The organism is Achromobacter sp. Root83, assembly GCF_001428845.1.
Taxonomy (GTDB): Bacteria; Pseudomonadota; Gammaproteobacteria; order Burkholderiales; family Burkholderiaceae_B; genus Achromobacter.
On the sequence record NZ_LMIU01000003.1, the window covers coordinates 41,235 to 64,564 of the forward strand.

At 67.5% G+C, this 23,330-nt stretch carries 19 protein-coding genes, 1 tRNA gene and 1 other RNA gene; 17 read left to right on the plus strand and 4 right to left on the minus strand.

The annotated features are described in order from the left end of the window. The first annotated feature begins 83 nt into the window (after positions 1–83). The 4 genes from ASE30_RS06420 to ASE30_RS06435 all read left to right on the plus strand — a co-directional run bounded on the left by ASE30_RS06420 (position 84) and on the right by ASE30_RS06435 (position 3,344). Positions 84–989, plus strand: coding sequence for a LysR substrate-binding domain-containing protein (locus ASE30_RS06420; protein ID WP_057283474.1), 906 nt, complete (start codon positions 84–86; stop codon positions 987–989). Between the two features lie 29 nt (positions 990–1,018). After that, positions 1,019–2,002, plus strand: coding sequence for a site-specific tyrosine recombinase XerD (xerD, locus tag ASE30_RS06425; protein ID WP_057283475.1), 984 nt, complete (start codon positions 1,019–1,021; stop codon positions 2,000–2,002). A 103-nt stretch (positions 2,003–2,105) separates the two neighbouring features. Then, complete coding sequence (gene ybaK / locus ASE30_RS06430; RefSeq protein ID WP_057283476.1) at positions 2,106–2,594, plus strand: Cys-tRNA(Pro) deacylase; 489 nt, start codon at positions 2,106–2,108, stop codon at positions 2,592–2,594. Between the two features lie 171 nt (positions 2,595–2,765). Then, entirely contained in the window at positions 2,766–3,344 is a 579-nt protein-coding gene (locus ASE30_RS06435) for a DJ-1/PfpI family protein (protein ID WP_057283477.1), read from the plus strand. A gap of 75 nt (positions 3,345–3,419) precedes the next feature. Here ASE30_RS06435 and adhP read toward each other — a convergent pair whose 3' ends face one another. Further along, on the minus strand, positions 3,420–4,445 hold the full coding sequence (adhP, locus tag ASE30_RS06440; RefSeq protein ID WP_057283580.1) for an alcohol dehydrogenase AdhP: 1,026 nt from the start codon (positions 4,443–4,445) through the stop codon (positions 3,420–3,422). A gap of 198 nt (positions 4,446–4,643) precedes the next feature. Between adhP and ASE30_RS06445 the strand changes: the two genes are divergently transcribed. Next, on the plus strand, positions 4,644–5,030 hold the full coding sequence (locus ASE30_RS06445; protein ID WP_057283478.1) for a ribbon-helix-helix domain-containing protein: 387 nt from the start codon (positions 4,644–4,646) through the stop codon (positions 5,028–5,030). A gap of 79 nt (positions 5,031–5,109) precedes the next feature. On the opposite strand, the gene pbpG is transcribed toward ASE30_RS06445, so the two are convergent. Together pbpG and ASE30_RS06455 are read right to left on the minus strand one after the other, a co-directional pair. After that, on the minus strand, positions 5,110–6,288 hold the full coding sequence (gene pbpG / locus ASE30_RS06450) for a D-alanyl-D-alanine endopeptidase (protein WP_057283479.1): 1,179 nt from the start codon (positions 6,286–6,288) through the stop codon (positions 5,110–5,112). 313 nt (positions 6,289–6,601) lie between these two features. Then, positions 6,602–6,676, minus strand: a tRNA-Arg gene (locus ASE30_RS06455). A 296-nt stretch (positions 6,677–6,972) separates the two neighbouring features. Between ASE30_RS06455 and ASE30_RS06460 the strand changes: the two genes are divergently transcribed. From ASE30_RS06460 to ASE30_RS06490, 7 genes are all read left to right on the plus strand, one after another. Next, positions 6,973–7,743, plus strand: a complete 771-nt coding sequence (locus ASE30_RS06460) for an enoyl-CoA hydratase/isomerase family protein (RefSeq protein WP_057283480.1) — start codon at positions 6,973–6,975, stop codon at positions 7,741–7,743. Then, positions 7,740–9,365 (plus strand): AMP-binding protein, encoded by a 1,626-nt coding sequence (locus tag ASE30_RS06465; protein ID WP_057283481.1) that lies wholly within the window; start codon positions 7,740–7,742, stop codon positions 9,363–9,365. The genes ASE30_RS06460 and ASE30_RS06465 overlap by 4 nt, the downstream gene beginning before the upstream one ends. Then, a complete protein-coding gene (locus ASE30_RS06470; protein WP_057283482.1) occupies positions 9,362–10,318 on the plus strand; it encodes a hydroxymethylglutaryl-CoA lyase in 957 nt (318 codons plus the stop codon). Before ASE30_RS06465 ends, ASE30_RS06470 begins: the two co-directional genes overlap by 4 nt. 89 nt (positions 10,319–10,407) lie before the next feature. Further along, positions 10,408–10,941: a MarR family winged helix-turn-helix transcriptional regulator gene (locus tag ASE30_RS06475; RefSeq protein ID WP_057283483.1), complete on the plus strand. Its 534-nt coding sequence runs from the start codon at positions 10,408–10,410 to the stop codon at positions 10,939–10,941. 87 nt (positions 10,942–11,028) lie between these two features. After that, positions 11,029–11,763, plus strand: a complete 735-nt coding sequence (locus ASE30_RS06480; RefSeq protein ID WP_057283484.1) for an enoyl-CoA hydratase/isomerase family protein — start codon at positions 11,029–11,031, stop codon at positions 11,761–11,763. Continuing rightward, positions 11,760–12,956, plus strand: a complete 1,197-nt coding sequence (locus tag ASE30_RS06485) for a CaiB/BaiF CoA-transferase family protein (RefSeq protein ID WP_057283485.1) — start codon at positions 11,760–11,762, stop codon at positions 12,954–12,956. Before ASE30_RS06480 ends, ASE30_RS06485 begins: the two co-directional genes overlap by 4 nt. A 49-nt stretch (positions 12,957–13,005) precedes the next feature. Next, on the plus strand, positions 13,006–13,974 hold the full coding sequence (locus ASE30_RS06490) for a tripartite tricarboxylate transporter substrate binding protein (RefSeq protein WP_057283486.1): 969 nt from the start codon (positions 13,006–13,008) through the stop codon (positions 13,972–13,974). A 76-nt stretch (positions 13,975–14,050) separates the two neighbouring features. Here ASE30_RS06490 and ASE30_RS06495 read toward each other — a convergent pair whose 3' ends face one another. After that, on the minus strand, positions 14,051–15,004 hold the full coding sequence (locus ASE30_RS06495; RefSeq protein ID WP_057283581.1) for a nitronate monooxygenase family protein: 954 nt from the start codon (positions 15,002–15,004) through the stop codon (positions 14,051–14,053). 271 nt (positions 15,005–15,275) lie between these two features. Between ASE30_RS06495 and ASE30_RS06500 the strand changes: the two genes are divergently transcribed. From ASE30_RS06500 to ffs, 5 genes are all read left to right on the plus strand, one after another. Then, a complete protein-coding gene (locus ASE30_RS06500) occupies positions 15,276–16,481 on the plus strand; it encodes an MFS transporter (RefSeq protein ID WP_057283487.1) in 1,206 nt (401 codons plus the stop codon). Between the two features lie 9 nt (positions 16,482–16,490). Beyond that, on the plus strand, positions 16,491–16,682 hold the full coding sequence (locus ASE30_RS06505) for a hypothetical protein (RefSeq protein WP_057283488.1): 192 nt from the start codon (positions 16,491–16,493) through the stop codon (positions 16,680–16,682). A 76-nt stretch (positions 16,683–16,758) separates the two neighbouring features. Next, positions 16,759–19,422: a PD-(D/E)XK nuclease family protein gene (locus ASE30_RS06510; RefSeq protein ID WP_057283489.1), complete on the plus strand. Its 2,664-nt coding sequence runs from the start codon at positions 16,759–16,761 to the stop codon at positions 19,420–19,422. A gap of 3 nt (positions 19,423–19,425) precedes the next feature. After that, positions 19,426–22,875, plus strand: a complete 3,450-nt coding sequence (locus tag ASE30_RS06515; protein WP_057283490.1) for an exodeoxyribonuclease V subunit beta — start codon at positions 19,426–19,428, stop codon at positions 22,873–22,875. Positions 22,876–23,142: 267 nt separating this feature from the next. Further along, an RNA gene (ffs, locus tag ASE30_RS28385) (signal recognition particle sRNA small type) lies at positions 23,143–23,240 on the plus strand. Positions 23,241–23,330: the final 90 nt, after the last annotated feature.

The window sequence follows — 23,330 nt, forward strand, 5'->3', positions numbered from 1 at the left end:
ATTGATCCTCCGGCACGTAGTGCCTGTTGCGCCGCCGCGTGCGGCGCGCCCGGCCCCGGCCGGTTCCTGGCGGTATCCGCTCCATGAGAAACGGCATTCCCAATCTGAGCGCCCTGCAGGCGTTCGAAGCATCGGCCCGCCTGGGCAGTTTTTCGCGCGCGGCCGAGGAACTGTCCCTGACGCATAGCGCCGTCTACCGGCAGGTGGCCAGCCTGGAGTCGCGCCTGGGCGTGCAGCTTTTCACGCGGGTGCGGCGCCGCATCGTGCTGACGGACCATGGGGCGGAATATGCGGGCCGCATCCGCCACCACCTGGACCAGATCGAAAAAGACACGTTCGGCCTGGTCAGCCGGACCGGCATGGGCCGCAGCATCCATATCGCCGTGGTGCCCACGCTGGCCACGACCTGGCTCATCCCGCGCCTGGCGGATTTTCAGCGCGAGCACGGCGACATCACCGTCAGCCTGTCCGTGCGCACGCTCCCGTTCCAGTTCAAGGACCAGCCCTTTGATGGCGCGCTCTATCACGGGGACGGGTTGTGGCCGGGCACCCAGGGCGTGCTGCTGTTCCCGGAACGCGAGCTGGTGCCCGTCTGCGCGCCGGAACTGGCGGCCCGCGCGGCGGAAACGGGCGCAAGCGCCTTGTCCGGCATGACCCATCTGCACCTGGCGTCCCGGCCGGACGCCTGGCGGCAGTGGTACGGCGCCAATGGCCACCTGTACGGTCCGCAGGCGGCGGGCGGGCCGCGATACGAACTTTTCACGATGGTGATGGCGGCGGTGCAGGCCGGACTGGGGGTTGGGCTGATGCCCCGCTTCCTGGCCCAACCGGCGCTGGATCAGGGGGCGTTGGCCATGCCGGTGCCGCAATCGCTTGCGGTCAGCCAGGGTTATTACTTCGGCTATCCGCAACGTAGCGAACGTTCCGAAGCTCTCAAACTGTTCGAGAACTGGTTGAAGTCGGCCGCCGCCGGCGTGGGCGAACGCTGAGCCGCCCCGCCCGGCCGTAGAATCGCGCCATGCCCATCGCCCGCCCGCCGCTCGCCTCCCAGGCCGATATCGACGCCTTCATTGACGCCGTCTGGCTGGAGGACGGCCTGTCCGCCAACACGCTGGCCGCCTACCGCCGAGACCTGACCGGCTTCGCGCGCTGGCTGGAGGACCCGGACGCCTACGCCCGCGAACTGGCCGACCGCCATGGCGATGCCGCCAGCGCCCACGTCATGCCCGCCGGCCCCGCCAAACCCCTGTGCGACGCGCACAAGGCCGACATCGAGGCCTGGTTCGCCTTCCGCCATGAGGAAACGCGAGCCACCACCGCCAACCGGCGGCTGGCCGCGCTGCGCCGTTTCTACGCCTGGGCGCTGCGCGAACACCGTTCCGAGCGCGATCCCTGCCTGACGCTGATCGCCGCCAAGCAGCCGCCCCGCATGCCCAAGACCTTGTCCGAGCAGCAGGTGGACGCCTTGCTGCGCGCGCCCGACCTGGGCCAGGCCAGGGGCCTGCGCGACCGCGCCATGCTGGAAACGCTGTACGCCACGGGCCTGCGCGTGTCCGAACTGGTCGGCGTGCGCGCCCTGGACGTGAGCCTGAACGAAGGCGTGGTGCGGGTGGTGCTGGGCAAGGGCGGCAAGGACCGGCTGGTGCCGCTGGGCGCCGAGGCCGCGCACTGGATCGACCAGTATCTGAAGACCGCCCGCCCTGAACTGGCGGCGGGACGCGTCAGCGATGCGCTCTTCATCACCGGCCGCGCCGAAGCGATGTCCAGGCAGGCGTTCTGGCAACTGGTCAAGAAATATGCCGTGCTTGCGGACGTGCATGCGCCCTTGTCGCCCCACGTATTGCGGCATGCCTTCGCCACGCACTTGCTGAACCACGGCGCGGACCTGCGCGTGGTGCAGATGCTGCTGGGCCACGCGGACATTTCCACCACGCAGATCTATACGCACGTGGCGCGCGAACGCCTGAAGGCGCTGCACGCGGCGCATCATCCGCGCGGCTAGCGGCCCGCATCCCCGTTGCACTATCCTTTTCGCACTATCCTTTTCGCACTATCCTTTTCGCACTTTCCCTTACGCATTTTCCATTCTCCCACCCGGCATTCCCATGAGCAAAGCCCGCCACGTTTCCGAAACGCCCACCACCCAGTTCCTCAAGCAGAACAAGGTGGCCTACACAGAGCACACCTACGACTACGTGGACCATGGCGGCGCGGGCGAGGCGGCGCGCCAGCTCGGCCTGGATCCGCATGCCGTGGTGAAGACGCTGGTGATGGAAGACGAATCGGCCAAGCCGCTGATCGTCGTCATGCACGGCGACCGCGAGGTCTCGACCAAGAATCTGGCGCGCCAGGCGGGCCTGAAGAAGGTCGAGCCCTGCAAGCCCGACGTCGCGCAGCGCCATTCGGGCTACCAGGTGGGCGGCACGTCGCCGTTCGGTACGCGCAAGAAGATGCCGGTGTGGGTCGAGGCCGAGGTGTTGACGTATCCGGTGGTCTACATCAACGGCGGGCGGCGCGGCTACCTGGTGGGGATAGATCCCCAGGTGCTGGTCAGCGTGCTGGGCGCAAAGCCGGTCTCCGTGGCACTGGAGTAAGACGGGCCAGCCGAGTCCCGGCCCCGATCGCGGGGCATCCGGCCGGCCCGTGGTATCCCGCTACCACCTTGTGCGGGCCTTGCGCAGGCACAATGGACCGAGAACATCAAGAACCGGAGCCCGGACCCCCCGGCGCGCAACCGGCGGCCATCCTCATCCAAGGAGACAATCATGAGCAAAAGACTGTTGATGCTGGTCGGCGACTACGCCGAAGACTACGAGACCATGGTGCCGTTCCAGACGCTGCTGACGGTGGGGCACACGGTGCACGCGGTCTGCCCGGACAAGAAGGCCGGCGACACCGTCGCAACCGCCATCCATGACTTCGAAGGCGCGCAGACCTATACCGAAAAACGCGGCCACAATTTTGCGCTGAACTACGATTTCGACCGCGTCGAGCCTTCTTCCTACGACGGGCTGGTGATACCGGGCGGACGCGCGCCCGAGTATCTGCGCCTGAACGAGAAAGTGCTGGATATCGTGCGTGCGTTCGACCAGGCCGGCAAGCCGATCGCGGCCGTGTGCCACGGCGCGCAATTGCTGGCGGCGGCGGGCATCCTGAAGGGCCGCACCTGCTCGGCCTATCCCGCGTGCGCGCCGGAAGTCCGGCTGGCGGGCGGCACCTTCGCCGAGATCGGGATCGACCAGGCCTATACCGACGGCAACCTGGTCACCGCGCCGGCGTGGCCCGCCCATCCGGCATGGATGTCGCAGTTCCTGGCCGTGCTGGGGACGAAGATCTCGCTGTGATCGCCGACGGCTGAATGAATAAGGCGCCTGGGGCGGCTTGCGCGGCCCCAGGCGCCTTTTCCTTGCCTGCCGGTATCAGGCGAAGTCGAGCACGATGCGGCCTTCGATCTGGCCCTTCTTCATGCGGTCAAATACGTCGTTGATGTTCTCCAGGCTTTCGGTGGCCACGGTGGCGTGCACCTTGCCTTCTTCGGCGAACTGCAGCGATTCCTGCAGATCCAGCCGCGACCCGACGATCGAGCCGCGCACGGTCACCCCATTGAGCACCATGTCGAAGATCGACAGCGGGAAGTCGCCGGGCGGCAGACCGTTCAGCGCCACCGTTCCGCCGCGGCGCACCATGCCCAGCGCCTGCTCGAAGGCCTTGGGCGACACGGCCGTGATCAGCGCGCCGTGCGCGCCGCCGATTTCGCGTTTCAGATAGGCGGCCGGATCCGTGGTCTTGGCGTTGACCGTGACTTCCGCGCCCAGGCGGCGGGCGAAGTCCAGCTTGGCGTCATCGATGTCGACGGCGGCCACGTTCAGGCCCATGGCCTTCGCGTATTGCACCGCCATATGGCCCAACCCGCCTATGCCCGAGATCACCACCCAGTTGCCCGGGCGGGTGTCGGTCATCTTCAGGCCTTTGTATACGGTGACGCCCGCGCACAGCACGGGGGCGATGTCGACGAAACCCACATTCTTGGGCAGCAGGCCCACGTAATCGGCCGCGGCCAGCGCGTACTCGGCAAAGCCGCCGTTGACGGAATAGCCGGCGTTCTGCTGCTGCTCGCACAGCGTTTCCCAGCCGCCCAGGCAGTGCTCGCAATGCCCGCAGGCGGAATACAGCCAGGGGATGCCGACGCGGTCGCCTTCCTTCACATGGGTGACGCCGGCGCCCACGGCCACGACGTGCCCGACGCCTTCGTGGCCCGGGATGAAGGGCGGGTTGGGCTTGACGGGCCAATCGCCTTCGACGGCGTGCAGGTCCGTGTGGCAGACGCCGCAGGCCTCGATCTTCACCAGCAGTTCGCCCGGACCCGGGCGCGGCACTGCGACTTCTTCGATCACCAGGGGCTTGCCGAACGCCCGCGCCACTGCGGCCTTCATGGTCTTGTCCATCATTACCTCCGAAGTCTGGTCAGTCTCAGTATCGTCGAACTTGCAGGCTTTGGGGACCATGATTTATGTCAACCTGCGCCGGATCCGCCTCGTGCTTCAGGACGGGGCCGCATGCCCGGCGGGTGATCTTGCCGGCGGAGCGCCGGACGTCGTACAGTCGATCGCAGGCGCACCCGCCCGGTGTCCCCAGGAGCACTCATGTGTGAAATTTTCATCCGCGCCAGCGAGCAATCGTATGCCCCCGAAACCCGTTCCCTGCGCCTGCACGGCGTGGCGACCAGCCTGCGGCTCGAGCGCCTGTTCTGGCAGGTCCTTGAAGAGATCGCCGGGCGCGACGGCATGCGGGTCACGCAACTGATCGAACGCCTGTACGACGAGCTGGTCGAGTATCGCGGCGAGGCCGCGAATTTCACCTCCTTCCTGCGGGTGTGCTGCCTGCGCTATCAGCTGCTGCAAGCCGACGGCCGGATTCCGCTGGATGCCGGCGTGCCTATCGGCTCCCTCGACCCGCGTGCCGTGCTGGAAGGATTGCCGCCTTCGCTGTACGACGCCCAGCCGCTGCCCCCGAAGCGGCGCGCCGCGTAGCGTTCCACGCGCGCATGAAAAAAGGGCCCGATTCGATCGGGCCCTCTGCATACGGCGCGGCGCGGCGTTCAAGTCCGCATCAGCCGCCCGGCTGGATGGACGCCAGCGCCACTTCGCTCTGCACGATGCGGCGGATGCGCACGGCGTCGCCGATGCGGGACAGCTTGCCCTGGGAATCCAGCAGCACGATGGCCAGATCGCGGCCGTTGATGCGGGCCAGCATCACCAGGCATTCGCCGGCTTCGTTGATGTAGCCGGTCTTGGACACCTTGATGTCCCAGTCGGGCTTGCGCACCAGCAGATTGGTGTTACGGAACGTCTGCGTGCGGTTGTTGATCTCGACCTCGTACTCCGTGTCGGTGGAATAGCGGTGGATCAGCGGACGCTGCGAGGCCGCGCGCAGCAAGCGCGCCAGGTCGTGCGGCGACGACACGTTGTTGCTGGACAGGCCGGTGGGCTCGATGAAGCGGGTGCTGCCCATGCCCAGCGCCTGCGCCTTGGCGTTCATGGCGGCCACGAAGGCCGGCAGGCCGCCCGGATAGTGGCGGCCCAGCGCGTTGGCGGCGCGGTTTTCGGAAGACATCAGCGCCAGATGCAGCATGTCGCCGCGCGACAGCTTGGTGCCCACGCGCAGGCGCGAGGTGGTGTGCTTGAGTTCGTCGACGTCGTCGTCGGTGATCTCAAGCATTTCATCCATGGGCAGGTTGGCGTCCACGACCACCACGGCGGTCATCAGCTTCGAAATGGAAGCGATGGGACGCACGACGTTTTCGTTCTTGGCGAAGATGACCGTGGAGGTTTCCAGGTCTTGCACATAGGCGGTGCTGGAGCGCAGCGCGGCCGCTTCGGCCCGCGCCGAGGCGGCGGGCGGGGGCATGGCGGCGCTGCTGGCGGCCGCCGCCACGCGACGGCCGCGTGCTGGCTTGTCCGCTTTGCCGCCCTTGCCGTTCTTGCCGGTGGCACCTGCCTTCTTGGGCGGAGTGCCCTTCGCGGCGACTTGCTTGCCGCCCTTGGGCGGCGCTTTCTTGGCGGAAGAGGATTTGGGGGCCGCCTGCTTGGCGGCGGCGTTCTTGCCGGACCCGGCCTTGGGCGCGGGGGCTTTCTTTGCTTGCTGCGCCTTGCAGGCCGCCGATTTGGCGTTGGTCTTGCAAGGGTCGGAATTCTTGGCGGCTTGTGCTGCGGAGGGCAGGATCGCGTACACCGCCAGCGCGGCAGTCGCTAGCGCGTTCGCAATTGCACGTTTCCAGGGAAAGGCCATGGTTTGAGCAGGCTTGTCGGTCTGTGAACAAATATTTCTTAAGCCGGCGTAATGTCGGTTCAGGAAAAGTCCAGATGAATTAGGGGCTTACGCGTCGAATTTAAACAGCAATTTCAAGTTGCACGCAAGGCGATTCGCTATCATCACCGAAAAAAATAAAAGTGACGGATTGACGCGGCAGCAATTCGTCACAAGACGCGTCACGAGAAGCTAACGGCACGGCGCGCGTGAGCGTAGCCCGGATTAACCCTCATCTGGCTGAACGTGCGGTATCGCGGGGGATGGTGCGGCGTCGAAAGCCGAGGCCGGGGGGTGGCCTCGCCGGGTGGAATCGAACCACCAATTGACCCTTAGGAGGGGCCGGTTATATCCATTTAACTACGGCGAGACGGGCAAAACAGAGTGTGTAGTGCCTTGATATTGCAGGAAAACGCTCGGCCGGGAGTGTATCACTAATCAAGCTGGCTACAGGCCGTGGACAGGGGGCAGTCTAGCAGGCCCGCCGAACACGCCCAAATCGGCCAACAGCCGGACCGGGCGCGTGGAAGCGGTCCGTCCGGGCAATCCAGTCAACTAAAAATAGTGGATTTAATCAACTACATATCCTATAGTCGGTTTCAAGGCCGGATGCGTCGGGCAGGCGCTGGTCCCGGGCCCTTATACCTAGAATATTCAGGAGCAGGCATGACCCCGACTTTTCACACGATCTTGCTGGATGTACAGGACCGTGTCGCCAAGGTGACGCTCAATCGTCCCGACAGCCGCAATGCGCTGAACTCGCTCATGTGCGCCGAACTGGTGCAGGCCATGACGGCGCTGGCCGCGGATCCTGCCGTGCACGTGGTGCTGATCACCGGCGCCGGGCCGGCCTTCTGCGCGGGCGCCGACCTGAAAGAGCGCAAGACCATGTCCACGCCCGAGATGACCGCGCGCCGCGTGCAGGGGTTCGCCGCTTACGGCGCGATCGAACGTATGCCGCAGCCGGTGATCGCGGTGGTGCATGGACCGGCGTTCGGATCGGGCTGCGAAATCGCGTCCGCCAGCGATTTCGTGCTGGCCTCGTCCGAGGCGGTTTTCTGCTATCCGGAGGTCGGCTGGGGAACGGTCGGCGCCACGCAGCGCCTGCCGCGCATTGCCGGCGCGCGCAAGGCCAAGGAATTGCTGTTCACCGGCCGTCGCTTCGGGGCGGCGGAAGCCCGCGAGATCGGCCTGGTGAATCATATCTACGAGCCGGGCGCTCTGGCTGATGAGGCGCTTGCGATGGCGCGCCAAATCGCCGGCGCGGCGCCCCTTACCGTCAGGCTGACCAAGCGCAGCATTGATCAGGGCCTGGCCACCACGCGCGAAGGCGCGATGGCGATCGAACTGCTGGCGATTGAAGAGAACCTGCGCGGTACGAACTGGCAGCAGGCGATAGCGGGCTTTGGCGTGGCGGACTCGGGAGAGCGCGCATGATCGCCGCGCCGACCACGCTATCCCGGGTCCTGGACCGCAGCGTCCAGGCACATCCGCAGGCCGAGGCGTTCGTGGCGCCGGGCGAGCGCCATGCGTGGCACGGCATGCGCGACGAGGCGCATCGCATTGCCCGCGCGTTGCATGCCGCGGGCGTGCGCCATGGCGATCATGTCGGCGTGCTCCTGGGCAATAGCGGCGTGTGGGTGCAGATCTTCTACGCGTGCGCCATGCTGGGCGCGGTCACCGTCCCGGTCAATACGCGCTTCAAGACAGAAGAGCTGGAGTTTTGCCTGAAGCAGGCGGATGTCTCCCTGCTGCTGACGGCCGATACGTTTCTGGGCATCGACTTTCTGGACTTGTTGACGCAAGTGGAGCCGGCGCTTGCCACCCGCCTGCCGGGCGAACGGCTGCCGGCCCTGCGTCAGGTGGTGGTGCTGGGCGAACGCTGTCCAGCGGGCGCGCAGGCATGGCAAGCCTTTCTGGAAGCGGGCAGCGCGGTGGACGATGCGGTGCTGCGGGCGCGCGAGCAGGCGGTGCAACCCGACGATGTGCTGCTGATCCAGTACACGTCGGGCACGACCTCGTTCCCCAAGGGCGTGATGCTGACGCATGCCAACATGCTGACCAATGCCTGGGCCGCTGCCCAGCGCATCGGCGTGCGGGCGGATGACCGCTACTTCAGTATCCGTCCGTACTTCCACGTGGCGGGCACGACATTGTCGATTCTGGTCAGCCTGGTGACGGGCTGCTGCCTGCTGACGCTGCCGAAGTTCGACGTCGCCGACGCCCTGCGCATGCTGGATACCGAACGCTGCACCCTGACTTCCGGCAACGACACGATCTTTCTGATGCTGATGGGCCATCCCGATTTTGACCGTGCACGCATCCATCTGCGGGGCGGCTGGGCGGCCGCGGGTCCGCAAGTGATGCAGAAAATCCGCGATGTCATGGGCGTGCCGGGCATCTGCAATGCCTACGGCCAATCCGAAGCCTCGCCCAACATCACGCTGTCCTCCCACGACGATCCCTTTGCCTTGCGCGCGGCGGGCTGGGCATTGCCGCATCCCGGCATGGAGGTCCGCGTGGTGGACCCGGCGACCGGTCTGCCGGTCGCCATCGGCGAGGCGGGTGAAATCCAGGCGCGCGGCTGGAGCGTCATGAAGGGCTACTACAACATGCCCGAGGCGACCGCCCGCGCGCTTGCCGCGGATGGCTGGCTCAGCACGGGAGACCTGGGGGAAATGGATGCCGATGGCCGTTTGCGCATGGTCGGCCGATTGAAGGACATGTTCCGCGTCGGCGGCGAAAACGTCGCGCCGGCCGAGGTAGAGGAGGTGCTGCACAGCCATCCCGCCGTGCGCATGGCCCAGGTCGTGGGCGTGCCCGACGCGCGTCTGGGCGAAGTGCCCGCCGCGTTCGTCCTGCTGAAAGATGGGCACGCCTGCGCGGCGGACACATTGACGGCATGGTGCAAGGCGCGCTGCGCCAACTACAAGGTGCCGCGCTATGTCGAGATCGTGGACAGCTTTGAGCACATCGGCATGACCGGCAGCTCCAAAGTACAAAAGAACAAATTGCGCGCGCACGCGATTGCGCTGTTCGGATTGGAGCAAACGGCATGAGCGCGCGCGATGTGGTGTTGTGCGAGTGTTTCGCCCGCGACGGCTTGCAGCACGAGCCCGATTTCATCGGCACCGCGGTCAAGGCGGACCTGATCGACCGCTTTGCCTCGCTGGGCTTCGAACGGGTGGAGGCCACGTCCTATTCCAATCCCAAGGTGGTGCCGCAGTTTGCCGACGCCAGCGAACTGCTGGCGATGCTGCCGCGCCGCGAGGGGGTCTGGTACAAGGCGACCTGCGCCAATGCCCGCGCGGTGCAGCGCGCCTTGGCGGATCTGGATGCCGGTATCGGTGCCAACGAAATCAGCCTGCTGGTGTCGGCCAGCAGTTCGCATTCGCTGCGCAATCTGAAGCGCGAACGCGCGGATCAATGGAACAACGTTGCGGACATGGCGCGGCTGGCCGCCGGCCGCTTGCGCATGGTCGGCACGATCTCGGTGGCCTTCGGATGCCCGTTCGAAGGGGCCGTGGATCCCGACTCGGTGATGGCCGACGTGCAGCGCTTTGCCGAACTGGGCGTGGGCATCGTGACGCTGGGCGACACCACGGGAATGGCCGCGCCCGCCGCGGTACGGGATCTGTATTCGCGCATGGCGCTTGAATTCCCGCAGCTCACGCCGGTGGCGCATTTTCACGACACACGGGGCACGGGCCTGGTGAACTATGTGGCGGCGCTGGATGCCGGCGTGCGCCATTTCGACTGCGCGTTCGGCGGCGTGGGCGGGCATCCCGCCAAGGTGCGCTACGGCGGCGGACACACGGGCAATGTGGCGACCGAAGATCTGGTCAGCCTGCTCGAGTCCATGGGACTGCGCACGGGCCTGGATCTGGATGCGCTGGATGCGGTGTCGCAGCTTTGCCAGCAGACGTTGGGACGGCAGTTGCACAGCCGTGTCGCGCAAAGCGGCCTGAATCCGCTGATTGCGGGCGCACGGCCAGCGCAGGACGCCTCATGACGGCGGTGCGCGGCATTTGTATATCATGCGGCCAAGTGGGCGCCTGGCGCGCCCGGCCGCATTTTTCCCTATTTATGTAGAGCCCAGTCATGGCATTCCCGACCGAACACAAGAACGTCCCCAAGCGCGCCAAACCGGCGGCTCTCAAGGAACTGTTCTCTTACCGGCTGAACCGGCTGGCCTACGTGTCCAGTCGCATCGCCGCGGGCTTGAACGAAAGCCGCTACGGCGTCGGGCCGCGCGAATGGCGGTTCATCGCGCTGCTTGGGGCGACGCCGGACATGTCGCTGAATGCGGTGGCGCGCGAGGCCAACATCGACAAAAGCCAGGCCAGCAGGACCGTGTCCGAGCTGATCGAGCGCGGGCTGATCTGCCGCAGCGCCGACAGCCAGGATGGCCGGGGCGTCAGCCTGGCCCTGACGCAAGCAGGACGCGCGCTGTATGAAGACATGTTCCCTGCCGCCGTGCAGCGCAACGACGCCATGCTGTCGGTGCTGTCCGACGCAGAGCGAGAGCAGATGGAACGCATGCTGGACAAGCTGACCGAGCATGCGCTGGACATGCTGAACGAGTTCAAGGCCGAAGTGCCCGTGCGCCGTGGCCGCGGCGTCCAGCCGCGCTAGGCGCCAGGCGCCTGTCTGGCGCCTTTTTTTGACCTAATTGTTGATTAAATCAATCAGTTGCCCCAACTTTTGAGAAGGACGCGTGCCATGTCGGAACTTATCGTTGAAAACCAGGGTGCCGTGCGCCTGCTGCGGCTGAATCGCCCGGAAAAGCACAACGCGCTCAACACTGCGCTGACCACCGGTTTGCTGGAAGCGCTGCAGCAGTCGGATCGCGACGCGTCGGTGCGCGCCGTGGTGTTGACCGGGAACGGCAAGTCATTCTGCGCGGGTGCGGACACGAGCGAATTTTCGGGGCTGACAATGGAGCAGCCCCAGGCCGTCCTGAGCCGTGCGGATCTGACCACTGATCTGCATCTGGTGTTCTCGCGCATGGCCAAGCCCGTCGTCGCGGCTGTGCATGGCAATGCGCTGGGCGGCGGCGCCGGGCTGGCGCTGGCTTGCGACCTGGCGGTCATGGCCGACGACGTGCGCTTCGGCTATCCCGAACTGCGGCATGGCATCGTGGCCGCGGTGGTCATGGCGAATCTGGTGCGGCAGGTGGGCCGAAAGCATGCCTTCGAGCTGGTGGCGATGGCCGAGCCGATCGATGGCGCCCGGGCGCTGGAACTGGGCATCGCCAATCGCACGCTGCCTGCCGGGCAGGTGCTGGACGCCGCCATGAGCATGGCCACGCGGCTGGCGGGCTGGGAGCCCGCCGCCATGGGGCTGACCAAGCGCGCCTTTCACCGTGCGGCGGATCTGGGCCTGGCCGAGGCGCTGGGCGTCGGCCGCGATGCCAATGTGATCATGCGGGGCTTTCGCCAGGGGGCTGCGCGATGAGGCCGCTGGATGGCGTGACCATTCTGGATTTGTCCCGTGTGCTGGCGTGCCCGTTCGCGTCGATGATCCTGGCCGAGCTGGGGGCGACAGTCATCAAGGTCGAGCAGCCTGGCACGGGCGATGAAACCCGCGGCTTCGAGCCGCGGGTACAAGGAGAGGGCGGCACGGAATCCGCCTACTACCTGGCGTTCAATCGCAGCAAGCAGTCGATCACCGTGAACTTCCGCCAGCCGGCCGGGCAGGCCTTGATCCGCCGGCTGGCCGAGAAGAGCGATGTCGTGGTGGAGAATTTTCCGGTCGGCACGTTGGCCAAGTACGGGCTGGACCGGGAGACGATCGCGCCCGGCAATCCCGGACTGATCTATTTTTCGTGCACGGGCTTTGGCATGACGGGGCCCTATGCGCCGCGCAAGGGTTATGACACGGTGTTCCAGGCGATGGGCGGCATCATGAGCCTGACCGGCGAGCGGGGCGGCGGCCCGGTCAAGCCAGGCCTGCCTATCGGTGACCTGACCTCGGGGCTCTGGGCTGCCATCGGCATCCTGTCGGCCCTGGTGGGGCGGGCGCGGTCGGGGCAGGGCTGCCACATCGATTTTTCGATGCTGGATGGGCAGGTCGGCTTGCTGTCGCTGGCGGCGGCCCGTTATTTCGCACTGGGCGAAGTGCCACCGCGTCTGGGGACCGAACACCCGGGACGGGTGCCGTCGGCCGCGTTCGAATGCAGCGACGGACGCTGGGTGCAGATCACCGGCAGCGACCAGCATTGGAAACCCCTGTGCGAGGCACTCGGCCTGCCGCAATGGGCGGCCGACCCGGATCTGGCGCGCAATGCCGTGCGGGTGGCGCGCCGCGACGAGGTCATGGCTGGCCTGGCCGCCGCGGCGGCCAGCTTGACGCGTGACGAACTATGCCGCCGCTGCGATGCCGCGGGCGTGCCGGCGGGTCCCATCCTGGATGTGGAAGAGATCCTGCACAACGAGCATGTGCTGGCGCGCGGCATGGTGTCCAGCTACGAGCATCCATCCATCGGCCGCTTCGGTGCGGTACCCGTGCCGTTCAAGTTCCAGGGGTATGAAGACCCGAGCCTGGAACGCCCCCCTTTGCTTGGAGAACACACCGACCAGGTGCTGACGTCACAGTTGGGCCTGACGGCAGCCGAGATCCAGGCATTGCGCGCCGAGGGCGCCATCTAGCAACACTTCACCCCCTCATACAAAAAACCAAGATTCAGGAGACAAGACTATGAAGATCATCAAGCGTCTGTACTGCGGCTTGGCCGTCGCTGCGCTAAGCACGGCGGCGGGTGCCGTCGAGCCCTATCCGTCCCAGCCGATCACGCTGGTCAATCCGTACGCCGCGGGCGGCCCCGCCGATGTGCTGGGACGCGCTTTGGCGCGCGAACTGGAAAAGCAATTGGGCAAGCCCGTGATCGTGGAGAACAAGGCGGGTGGCGGCGCGGCGATCGGCGCCAACGTCGTGGCGCGCGCCAAGCCCGATGGCTACACCTTGCTGCTCGGCACGTCGGCCGCGCACGTGGTGACGCCACTCATGCAGCGCACGCCCTACGACGGCATCAAGGATTTCGCCTTTGTGTCCATCGTCGCCAACCAGCCAAACATGCTGGTGGCGCGGCCCACGCTGAACGTCGGCAGCGTGAGCGACCTGATTGCGAAGGCGCGCAAGGAGCCCGGCAAGATCAACTACGCGTCCGCGGGACCGGGCAGCTCCCCGCATTTGGGCGGCGAGCTGTTCCGGCAGCGGGCGGGCGTGGAAATCGAGCACATCCCGTATGGCGGCGCGGCGCCGGCCATCAACGATCTGGTGGGCGGACAGGTGGATATTGCCGTGCTGAACCTGGCGGCGAGCCTGCAATTCATCCGCAGCGGACGGCTGAAGGCGCTGGCCTACGCCAACGACAAACGGTCGCCGCTGATGCCCGACGTGCCGACGCTGGCCGAGTCGGGGGTTACGGGCGCGGAGTCCGCGTCCTGGTACAGCCTGGCCGCGCCGAAAGGCACGCCCGCGGATGTGCTGCAGCGGCTGAACGAGGCCGTGGGCCGGGTCAATGGCGATCCGGAATACCGCAAGCTGATGCAGGCGCAGGGTGTGGACCTGTGGAGCATGACGTCGCAGCAAGCGACCGAGTTCGTGGAAAAGGATCAGGCGGCGATGCGCAAGCTGGTGGAATCGGCGGGTTTGACGAAGAAGTAGGGCGTGAAACAGATCACGCCCGCCCGCCAACAACAAGCCGCCCATCGGGCGGCTTGTTGTTGGCGGGCGGGGCGCCTCAGCCCGCCAGCGCGGCGGCGCGCGTCAGGGCCTCGCGGGTTTCGTCCACAAGCTGCTGCACCACCGCGCCGGCGGGTTGCAGGCTGTCGATCAGCCCGGCACTTTGGCCAGCCTCGACCTTGCCGCCTTCGATGTCGCCGTCCAGCGCGGCCTGCTTGAGCGAACTGCCCGCGAAGAGCGCGTCAAGCGCGGTATCGTCGACGGCGTGTTCCGCGGTCAGGTATTGGCGGGCAAATGTATTGCGCAGCATGCGCACGGGCGATCGGCCGCGGCCCACCAGGGTGGTGTCGGCCACGCCGGCTGCCAGCACGGCGGCCTTGTAAGCGGCGTGGACGCCCGCCTCGGGCGTCAGCAAAAAGCGCGTGCCCAGCTGCGCGCCGGCCGCGCCCAGGCACAGGGCGGCGGCGATGCCAGCGCCGTCGGCGATGCCGCCGGCCGCCACGACGGGCAGCGTCACACGGCGCACGGTGGCGCGCAGCAGCACTTGCAGGCCGATTTCGTCAGGGCCGGGGTGTCCGCCGGCTTCCAGGCCCACGGCGATCACGGCGTCCACGCCCGCCGCCTGCGCTTTTTCCGCGTGCACCGGACTGGCCACGACTTGCAGCCATTTGATGCCGGCGTCGCGCGCGCGGCCGATATGCTTTTGCGGGCCACCCTGGGAGGCGATGATCACTGGCACGCCCTCCGCGATGGCGATATCCATGTGTTCCTGGGCGCGCTTGTTGTAGAGGGGGATATTGACGGCGAAGGGCGCGTCGGTGCCGCGCCGCACTTCGCGCACCGCGGCGAGCAGGGCTTCCGGATACATGGGGCCCGCGGCGATCACACCCAGGCCGCCCGCGCGGGACACGGCCAGCGCCAGCGCTGCGTTGGACGATGCCCAGCTCATGCCACCTTGGATGATGGGATAGCGGGTACCCAGCAGCCGGGTCAGCGGAGTTTGCAGAGTCATGGCCTTGCCTGTCTTGGAAAACGCCATTTTCTATTAACTGGTTGATAATATCAACTATATTCGGGCGCCCCGAGCGGGCGGAATGGCCGTGACGGCATTACGGCGACGGACGGGACGAAAAGCGGTCGCGGCGGAGGCTCAAATAGCGATGCGCCAGCAGGGATACTCCGGATGCGACGACGCGCTTTGTATATGATGTCCGTGCCTGGCCACCGCGCCGGGCCGCCCCGAGGAGGGGGCGCAAACCCAAAAACAACGAGACACGGGTTTCATGTCCAGTCAAACCGATACGATTTCCGCACGCACCATAGTCTTGGGCACCCTGGTCGTGCTGCTTGCCATGGGCGTGCGCGCCACCTTTGGCCTGTTCATGCAGCCCATGGGCCTGGCGCACGGGTGGGGCCGCGAAGTGTTCTCCATGGCGTTCGCCTTGCAGAACCTGGTGTGGGGCGTGGCGTGCATCTTCATGGGCATCCTGGCCGACCGCTACGGATCGGGCCGCACGATCGCGTTGGGCGCGGTGCTGTACATGCTGGGCATGATCGGCACGCGTTTCGCCACCGACGAGGCCACGCTCTACCTGAGCGCCGGGGTGCTGGTCGGGCTGGGGCAGGCGGGCACCACGTTTCCCGTGATTCTGCCGGTCGTGGCGCGCGCCGTGCCGCCCGCCTACCGCAGCACGGCGATGGGCATCGCCAGCGCGGGCGGGTCGCTGGGCCAGTTCGCCGTCGTGCCTACCGGCCAGTTGCTGATCAGCGGGCTGGACTGGTCGGGCGCGCTGTGGGTGCTGTCGCTCTTCGTGGCTTGCGCGGCGCCGCTGGCGTATTTTCTGCGCGGCCGTCCGCAGGCGCATTCCGGGCCGCAGCAATCGCTGGCCTCGGCCGTCAAGCAGGCCGTGCGCCACCCCTCGTTCCACTTTTTGTTCTGGAGCTATTTTGTCTGTGGCTTCCATACGGCATTCATCACGCTGCACTTGCCGGCCTACGTGACCGACGGCGGTTTGACGGCCGGGCAGGGCGCCACCGCGATCGCGCTGATCGGCTTGTTCAACGTCGTGGGTTCGTTCTACGCGGGCAAGCTGGGCGGCAAGTACAGCAAGAAGCGCCTGCTGGCCGTGGTCTATTTCATGCGGGCGTTCGGCATCCTGCTGCTGCTGTCGATGCCGCTGTCACCATGGGTGCTGTATGCGTTCGCGGCATGGATGGGGCTGTTCTGGCTGGGCACCGTGCCGCTGACGCAGGGGCTCATCGGCCAGATCTACGGCTTGCGCTATGCCGCCACCTTGTCCGGCATCGTTTTCCTGGGCCACCAGTTGGGCAGCTTTATCGGCGTCTGGCTGGGCGGCTACGCCTACGCCAAGACGGGCAACTACGATCTGGTCTGGTGGCTGGGTGTGATATTGGCCGTCGTCGCGGCATTGCTGTGCCTGCCCGTGCGCGAACAGCCGGTGACTCCGGCCCAGCCGGCCGCGGCCTGAGCCCGGCCCGTGTTCACCAAGGAACCCGCCATGACGCCCGCGCCGCATCTCGCCCCGCCACCCGCCACCCGCCGCCATCGCGGCTGGCGCGCGGCTGGCGTGCTGGCGCTGGCGGCCGTGCTTGGCCTGGCGTTCTGGGGCTATACCACGCCCGAAATGCAGATCCACTGGGAAAACCTGGCTGCCCTCTGCGGTTTCTAGCCTTATTTCTCCGCACGGCTCGCGGTATCCTACGGCGGAGAAAATCTCCGCCTTTTTTTTTGCCGCTCAGGTGCCCATGCAGGACGAATCGTCTTCCTATTCCGATCTATCGCTGCCGGACATCGCCGGCCTGCCCGCCGCCGATACGCTGGTGCTGACGGTCAACAACCGCTTGTCGCGCCGGCTCACGCTTGAATTGGCCGGGCTGTTGCGCCAGGAGCGCCAGGTCAGCGAACTGCCGCGCATCCTGCCGCTGTCCGCCTGGCTCGCCGAATCCGCCAACGAACTTGCGTTCGAGGCGGACGACGACGTGCCCGCCTACCGCCTCGACAGTTTTGCCACGCAGCTGGTGTGGACGGAAGCGATCCGCGCCGAAGAGGCCGAACGCGTGCTGCTGGACGCCAGCCAGGCCGCGCGGCTGTCGATGGACGCCGACCTGCTGATGGACGAATGGGAACTGCAGGTGCCTTCGGGCGCGGATACCGACGAATATCGCGGTTTTGCAAAGTGGCGCGTGCGTTATCGCCAGACGCTGGCCGGTATCGATGCCGAAGACGCGAACCAAGGCTACGCGCGCGTACTCAGGGCGCTGGAAGGCGGCCGGCTGGCCACGCCCCGGCAACTGGTGCTGGCCGGATTCACGGACATCTCGCCGCGCTTTCAGCGCCTGCTGCGCGCATTCGAGGCACAGGGCACGGACGTGGCGCAATGGCGCGACGCCCAGCGCGTGGAAACCGTCGCCACACGCTATGAAGCCGCCGATCAGGGCGCGGAGTGGCGCGCCGCGGCCGCCTGGGCCGCCGGCCAGATGAAGGCGCATCCCGCTGGCCGCTACGCCATCGTATCGCCCCAACTGGAGGCGGAATCGCCCTTTGCGCGGCGCGTGCTCAGCCAGGCCCTGGCCGGACGCGACGGCGCGCCCGCCCTCGCGTTCAACGTCGCCGTGGGGCGGCCGCTGGATGAATGGCCGATGGCGCGCGCCGCGCTGGCATGGCTGCGCGCCTTGGCCGAATGCGCGCCGGGCAAGGGATGCGGCGTCGACGTGTTGGGCGCCGCCTTGCTGGCGGGGCATTGCGCCGGCGATGTGCGGCACCGGGCGGGACTGGCGGCGATCGATGCGCGCTGGCGCCGTCAGGCCAGGCTGCACGTGAGCGCCCAGGACTGGCGCAGACTGCTGGCCGATCTTCCCTCGCTGGCGCAGGCCTGGAACCAGGCCACCGAAATCTGGACGCAAGGCGGCCGCCAGGCCACGTGCGATGTCTGGATGCTGCGCATGAAGGCCGCGCTGATGGCGCTGGGCTTCCCCGGCGAAGCCGCGCTGGACAGCGTGGGCTATCAGGTGATGGGCGCGCTGGGCGACGCCCTGGGCAGCTTTTCGGCGCTGGCGCCGGCCGCCGGCCGTCTGGGCGGCGTGGCCGCCGTGAACCTGCTGGAAAGCGTGGCGCGTTCGTCCTCGTTCCAGCCGCAGCGCGATCCCCTGGCGCGCCTGGACGTGCTGGGCCTGCTGGAAGCCGAAGGCGGCTCCTGGGACGGCGTGTGGATGCTGGGCCTGACGGACGACGTGCTGCCCGCTTCGCCCAAGCCCAACCCGTTGCTGCCGCTGGTGGTGTTGCGCCAGGCCAGGGCGCCACGGGCCACGCCCGAACGCGAACGCGAATGGGCCGAAGGCATGTACGCGGCGCTGTGCCGATGCGCGCCCGAAATCATCGTCAGCCACTCCCACATGGATGGCGAACGCGAGTTGCGCCCGTCGCCCCTGATTGCCGCGACGGCCTTGTCGAACTGGACGCCGGCCCGAGCCGACGATCAGGCGAGCTTGCCGCAGGAAGCGCTGGACGACACCCGCGGGCCGCCGCTGGCCGCGGGCAACCGGGGCGGCGGCGGCCTGGACGTGCTGGACACGCAGGCGCGCAATCCGCTGTGGGCCTTCGTGCGCCACCGCCTGGGCGGACGCGAGCTGGCTCCCTACGCGGACGCGGCCACCGTGAACGTGCGCGGCCAGTTCCTGCACAAGGCGCTGGAACTGGTGTGGGGCATGATGCCCGACCAGGAAACGCTGCATGAGTTGCTCGCCACCGGCCGTCTGTCCGCCTTGCTGGAACAGGCCGTGGCGCAGGCCGCGGATGAAGAGCTCAAGGACTATTCGCCAGCCTTGCGCGCACTGGAATGCCAGCGCGCCCAGGCCGTGCTGTCGTCCTGGCTGGACATGGAAGCGCAGCGCCTGCCGTTCGCGGTGGCGCAAGTGGAAAAAAACCATCAATGGCAGCGGGGCGCGCTCAGCCTGAAGCTGCGGCTGGACCGTATCGACAGCCTGGCCGACGGCCGCAGCGTCATCGTCGACTACAAGACCGGCGTGGCCGCCGCCAAGCCCGAACCGGACTGGTCGCGCAGCCGGCCCGTGAATGTCCAGCTACCGTTCTACGCATCCGTGCTGGCCGATGCCGCCGGCGGCGAAGCCGCGGGCCTGGTGCTGGCGCAGATCCATGCGCGGCAGGTCGCCGCGCAAGGCCTGGCCGACGAAGACCTGGGCATGCCGGGCGTGACCCTGGCCAGTGAAAGCAAGTACTTCGACGGGCTGTCGTGGCCAGAGATCCGCCAGCGCTGGCGCGTGGCGATCGAGGCGCTTGCCGATGAATATGTCGCGGGGTATGCGGCCAATGTGGCCTACCGCCGGGATGACCTGAAATACTGCGATGCATTGCCGTTCCTGCGTCTGCATCTGGACGACGAGGACGCATAAGCCATGGCTGACACAGAACGCTTGCCGCAGGACCACGCCGCCCGCGCCGATGCGCTGGACCCGGCGCGCTCATTCCTGGTCCAGGCCCCCGCGGGTTCGGGCAAGACCGAGCTGCTGACCGACCGCATCCTGGCCTTGCTGGCCACGGTGAACCGTCCCGAAGAAATCGTCGCGATCACGTTCACGCGCAAGGCCGCCTCCGAGATGCATGCGCGCGTGCTCAGCAAACTGCGGCGCGGCCTGGATGCGCCGCCGCAGGCCCGGCACGAACGCCGAAGCTGGGAATTGGCCCGTGCGGCGCTGGCGCGCAATGCGGAGCTGGGCTGGCATCTGCTGGACCACCCGGCGCGCCTGGCCATCCGCACCATCGATTCCTTCTGCGCGGGGCTGGTGCGCAGCATGCCCTGGCTGTCGGAACTGGGCGGCATGCCGGACATCACCGACGATGCCCGCTCGCACTACGAGGCCGCCGCCCGCGCCACGCTGGACCTGGCCGACGATTACGAGGCCGTGCGCATTCTGCTCAAGCACCTGGACGTGGACGTGCAGGCGGCCAAGGACGCCATCGCGGACATGCTGGGACAGCGCGACCAATGGCTGCCGTTGCTGCGCCACGGTTCCGACCGCGAAGCGATGGAGGCCACGCTGGCCGAAGCCATCGGCGAAGACCTGGACGCGCTGAGCGCCGCCATGCCTTACGGGTGGGCCGAAGCGCTGTGCGGTCCGGCGCGCCTGGCGGCCGCCCATCTGCAGGACGGCGCCGACGACAACAAGCTGCTGGCGCTGCTGGACTGGACGGAAGAATTGCCGCCCGACGCCGAACTGCTGGACGCATGGCGCGCCGTGGCGCATCTGCTGCTGACCGGCACGGGCACCTTGCGCAAGACAGTCACCAAGACCCTCGGGTTTCCCGCCAAGTGCGCGCACAAAGAGCCATTCGTGGCCTGGCTGGAAGGCGCCGACGGACAGGCAGCCTGGGTGCGCAGGCTGCATTCGGTCCGCGATATCCCCGCGCCGCATTTCACGGATGCGCAATGGGAAGTGCTGGGCGCCCAACTGATGACCCTGGCGCTCGCCGTGGCGCAGTTGCGCCTGCGCTTCGCCGACAAGGGCGAGGTGGATTTCATCGAGATCTCGCAACGCGCCGCTTCCGCGCTGGGCAGCGCCGACGACCCGGGCGAACTGCTGCTCAAGCTGGATGCGTCCATCCGCCATCTGCTCATCGACGAATTCCAGGACACCAGCCAGACGCAACTGGACCTGCTGCGCACGCTGACTTCCGGCTGGCAGGCGGGCGACGGCCGCAGCCTGTTCCTGGTCGGGGATCCGATGCAGTCGATCTACCGCTTCCGCAAGGCGGAGGTGGGCCTGTTCCTTGAAGTGGCCGACATCGGCGTGGGGGAATTGCAGCCGAATTTCCTGAACCTGACGGACAACTTCCGTTCGCAGGCCGGCATCGTGGATTGGGTGAACCGCTCGTTCGTGGAATTGCTGCCCAAGCGCAGCGATGCCAGCGCGGGCGCGATCGCCTACAGCCCGTCCACCGCATTCCACCCGCTCCTGCCCGATCCGGCGGTGTGCTTCCATCCGGCCTGGTCGCGTGAAGGCGCGGTCTCGCCCGAGACGCAGGCCGAGGACATCGCGGTGGGACTGGTGCGCCAGGCGCTGACTGAATACAAGGGCGCGAAGCACCCCGTGGCGGTGCTGGTGCGCGCGCGCAGCCATCTTGGCAACCTGACCCGGCGGCTCGCGCAGGAAGGCATCCGCTGCCGCGCCGTGGATCTGGTGCCGCTGGCCTTGCGGCCCGTGGTCGCGGACCTGGTGCAGCTTGTGCGGGCGCTGTCGCACCCCGGCGACCGCCTGGCCTGGCTGTCGGTGCTGCGCGCGCCGTATTGCGGCCTGACGCTGACATCCCTGCAGCGCCTGTTCGGCGACGATCACGTCACGCCGGTGCCGGTCTTGCTGGAACGCGCGCTGCGCATTGTTCCGCGAGTCGCGGCGGTGACGGCGGACGCGGCGCCGCAGGGCTCGCTGTTCGACGCCGCGCCGGCGGAACCCGAATCGCCTTCCGCGCAGGCCTTGCTTGGCGCCGATGAGTTCGCGCGCTTGCGCCAGGTGGCGGCTGTCCTGCTCGACAAGCGCAACGCCTCCGGCGCGATGCCGTTCGCCGCGTGGGTCGAGTCGCTGTGGCGCCGCCTGGGCGGGCCGGGCCTGTATGCGGGCCTGTCCGTCGCCAACGACGCGGAAAGCCTGTTCCAGCTTGTCGAGCGGCTGGCGCCGCACGGCAGCATCGATGTCGCCGCGCTGGACGCGGGGATCTCTCGCCTGTTCGCCGCGCCGGATGCCGCGGACGAAGAGGACGGCGCGGTCGAGATCATGACCATGCACAAGTCCAAGGGCCTGCAGTTCGAAACGGTGATCCTGTATGGCCTGCACCGCGCGCCGCGCGGAGATCAGGCGCCGCTGGTGCGTTTCGAGCAGAGCGGGGGGCGCGTGCTGTTCGGCCCCGTCAAGCCGCGGGCGGAAACCGAGGCCGATCCGGTGTCGCGCTATCTGGGCGCGCGCGAGGCGCGGCGCGCCTCGTATGAAATCGACCGGTTGCTGTATGTGGCCGCGACGCGGGCGCGCAAGCGCCTGCACCTGGTGGGCCATGTGTCGGTGGACGAGGCCAGCGGCCAGCCCAAGACGCCGCCCTCCGCCAGCCTGTTGGGGCGCCTTTGGCCGTGCCTGTCCGTGCCGGTGCCGCCGTCGCTGAATGGGGAAACCCTGCCCGAAACCTCCGACGCGCCCGAATGGCAGGGCGAACCCTTGCGCCGCGTGGACGGCGCGGGCCTAGCGCAGCTGTCGCGCCTGGCCGACGTGACGGTCAGCCCCGGCTTCGGCACCGCGACCCGGGGAGCCTGGGGCGACAGCGGCGAGCATCCCGCCTGGCAATTGGAGGCGGGCTACGACGCCGCCATCGGCACGCTGGCCCACGCATGGCTGGCGCGCATCGGACACGACGGCGTGCACGCCTGGCCGGCCGATGCGCTGGCGCGGCGCCTGCCCGCCATGCGCCGCCAACTGACACGCGCCGGCATCCCGGCAAGCCAGGCGGACGCCGCATCGGAAGCAGTGCTTGAAACCCTGCAGGCAACCCTCGCGGACAAACAGGGCCTGTGGCTGCTATCGCAATCCGGCGCCCGCCGCGAGTGGCCCCTGATCGACGCCGCGGGCAAGGTGTCCGTGATCGACCTGGCCCTCAGCACCGAAGACGGCTGGCTGATCGTCGACTACAAAACGGGCCGCCCCCACCCCGGCGAATCCCCCACCGCCTTCGCAACCCGCATGCGCCAGCGCCACGGCGAGCAACTGCTGCGTTACTGCACGCAAGTCACGGCCCTGGACGGCCGCTCCGCCCGCGCAGCCCTCTACTTCCCCCGCGCCCGAGCCTGGATCGACCTGACAATGTAGATACCCGGCAAAAAAAGCAGTCCACCCAGCGAAGCGCGATAAACCGAAGCAAGCCCCCCGTACAACGCAGCGACGCCCCCGCAAGCCCCAAGCAGATCTAGCAAAAGCAAGGCAAAGCGAAGCGAGCCGCCCGGGCCAGCGAAGCGAAGCCCGCCTCCCTCCCCCTCGGGGGGAGGGCCGGGGAGGGGGCCCACATACCGCCCCTCGGGGCCCGCCAGCCGAGATTCGAGCAAGCGCGCGAAGCGCAGCTCTGCTAGAATCTCGGCTGGCGGGCCCCTTCGCATGGTTCGACGGTGAACCTGGTCAGGTCGGGAACGAAGCAGCCATAGTCGTTTAGGGTCAGTGCCGGAGTAAGGCTCGCCAACCGGATTCTTCAAAGCAAAGGCGTCATGATTAAACCCATGGCGCTTTGCTTTCAGGGGGGACGGGGTTATTTTCCAAGGATTCGTTCCACG

Excerpts from the sequence above, each read along its gene's own strand:
- ASE30_RS06420 (WP_057283474.1), top strand. The coding sequence starts at position 84 with ATGAGAAACGGCATTCCCAATCTGAGCGCCCTGCAGGCGTTCGAAGCA.
- xerD (WP_057283475.1), top strand. The coding sequence starts at position 1,019 with ATGCCCATCGCCCGCCCGCCGCTCGCCTCCCAGGCCGATATCGACGCC.
- ybaK (WP_057283476.1), top strand. The coding sequence starts at position 2,106 with ATGAGCAAAGCCCGCCACGTTTCCGAAACGCCCACCACCCAGTTCCTC.
- ASE30_RS06435 (WP_057283477.1), top strand. The coding sequence starts at position 2,766 with ATGAGCAAAAGACTGTTGATGCTGGTCGGCGACTACGCCGAAGACTAC.
- adhP (WP_057283580.1), bottom strand. The coding sequence starts at position 4,445 with ATGGACAAGACCATGAAGGCCGCAGTGGCGCGGGCGTTCGGCAAGCCC.
- ASE30_RS06445 (WP_057283478.1), top strand. The coding sequence starts at position 4,644 with ATGTGTGAAATTTTCATCCGCGCCAGCGAGCAATCGTATGCCCCCGAA.
- pbpG (WP_057283479.1), bottom strand. The coding sequence starts at position 6,288 with ATGGCCTTTCCCTGGAAACGTGCAATTGCGAACGCGCTAGCGACTGCC.
- ASE30_RS06460 (WP_057283480.1), top strand. The coding sequence starts at position 6,973 with ATGACCCCGACTTTTCACACGATCTTGCTGGATGTACAGGACCGTGTC.
- ASE30_RS06465 (WP_057283481.1), top strand. The coding sequence starts at position 7,740 with ATGATCGCCGCGCCGACCACGCTATCCCGGGTCCTGGACCGCAGCGTC.
- ASE30_RS06470 (WP_057283482.1), top strand. The coding sequence starts at position 9,362 with ATGAGCGCGCGCGATGTGGTGTTGTGCGAGTGTTTCGCCCGCGACGGC.
- ASE30_RS06475 (WP_057283483.1), top strand. The coding sequence starts at position 10,408 with ATGGCATTCCCGACCGAACACAAGAACGTCCCCAAGCGCGCCAAACCG.
- ASE30_RS06480 (WP_057283484.1), top strand. The coding sequence starts at position 11,029 with ATGTCGGAACTTATCGTTGAAAACCAGGGTGCCGTGCGCCTGCTGCGG.
- ASE30_RS06485 (WP_057283485.1), top strand. The coding sequence starts at position 11,760 with ATGAGGCCGCTGGATGGCGTGACCATTCTGGATTTGTCCCGTGTGCTG.
- ASE30_RS06490 (WP_057283486.1), top strand. The coding sequence starts at position 13,006 with ATGAAGATCATCAAGCGTCTGTACTGCGGCTTGGCCGTCGCTGCGCTA.
- ASE30_RS06495 (WP_057283581.1), bottom strand. The coding sequence starts at position 15,004 with ATGACTCTGCAAACTCCGCTGACCCGGCTGCTGGGTACCCGCTATCCC.
- ASE30_RS06500 (WP_057283487.1), top strand. The coding sequence starts at position 15,276 with ATGTCCAGTCAAACCGATACGATTTCCGCACGCACCATAGTCTTGGGC.
- ASE30_RS06510 (WP_057283489.1), top strand. The coding sequence starts at position 16,759 with ATGCAGGACGAATCGTCTTCCTATTCCGATCTATCGCTGCCGGACATC.
- ASE30_RS06515 (WP_057283490.1), top strand. The coding sequence starts at position 19,426 with ATGGCTGACACAGAACGCTTGCCGCAGGACCACGCCGCCCGCGCCGAT.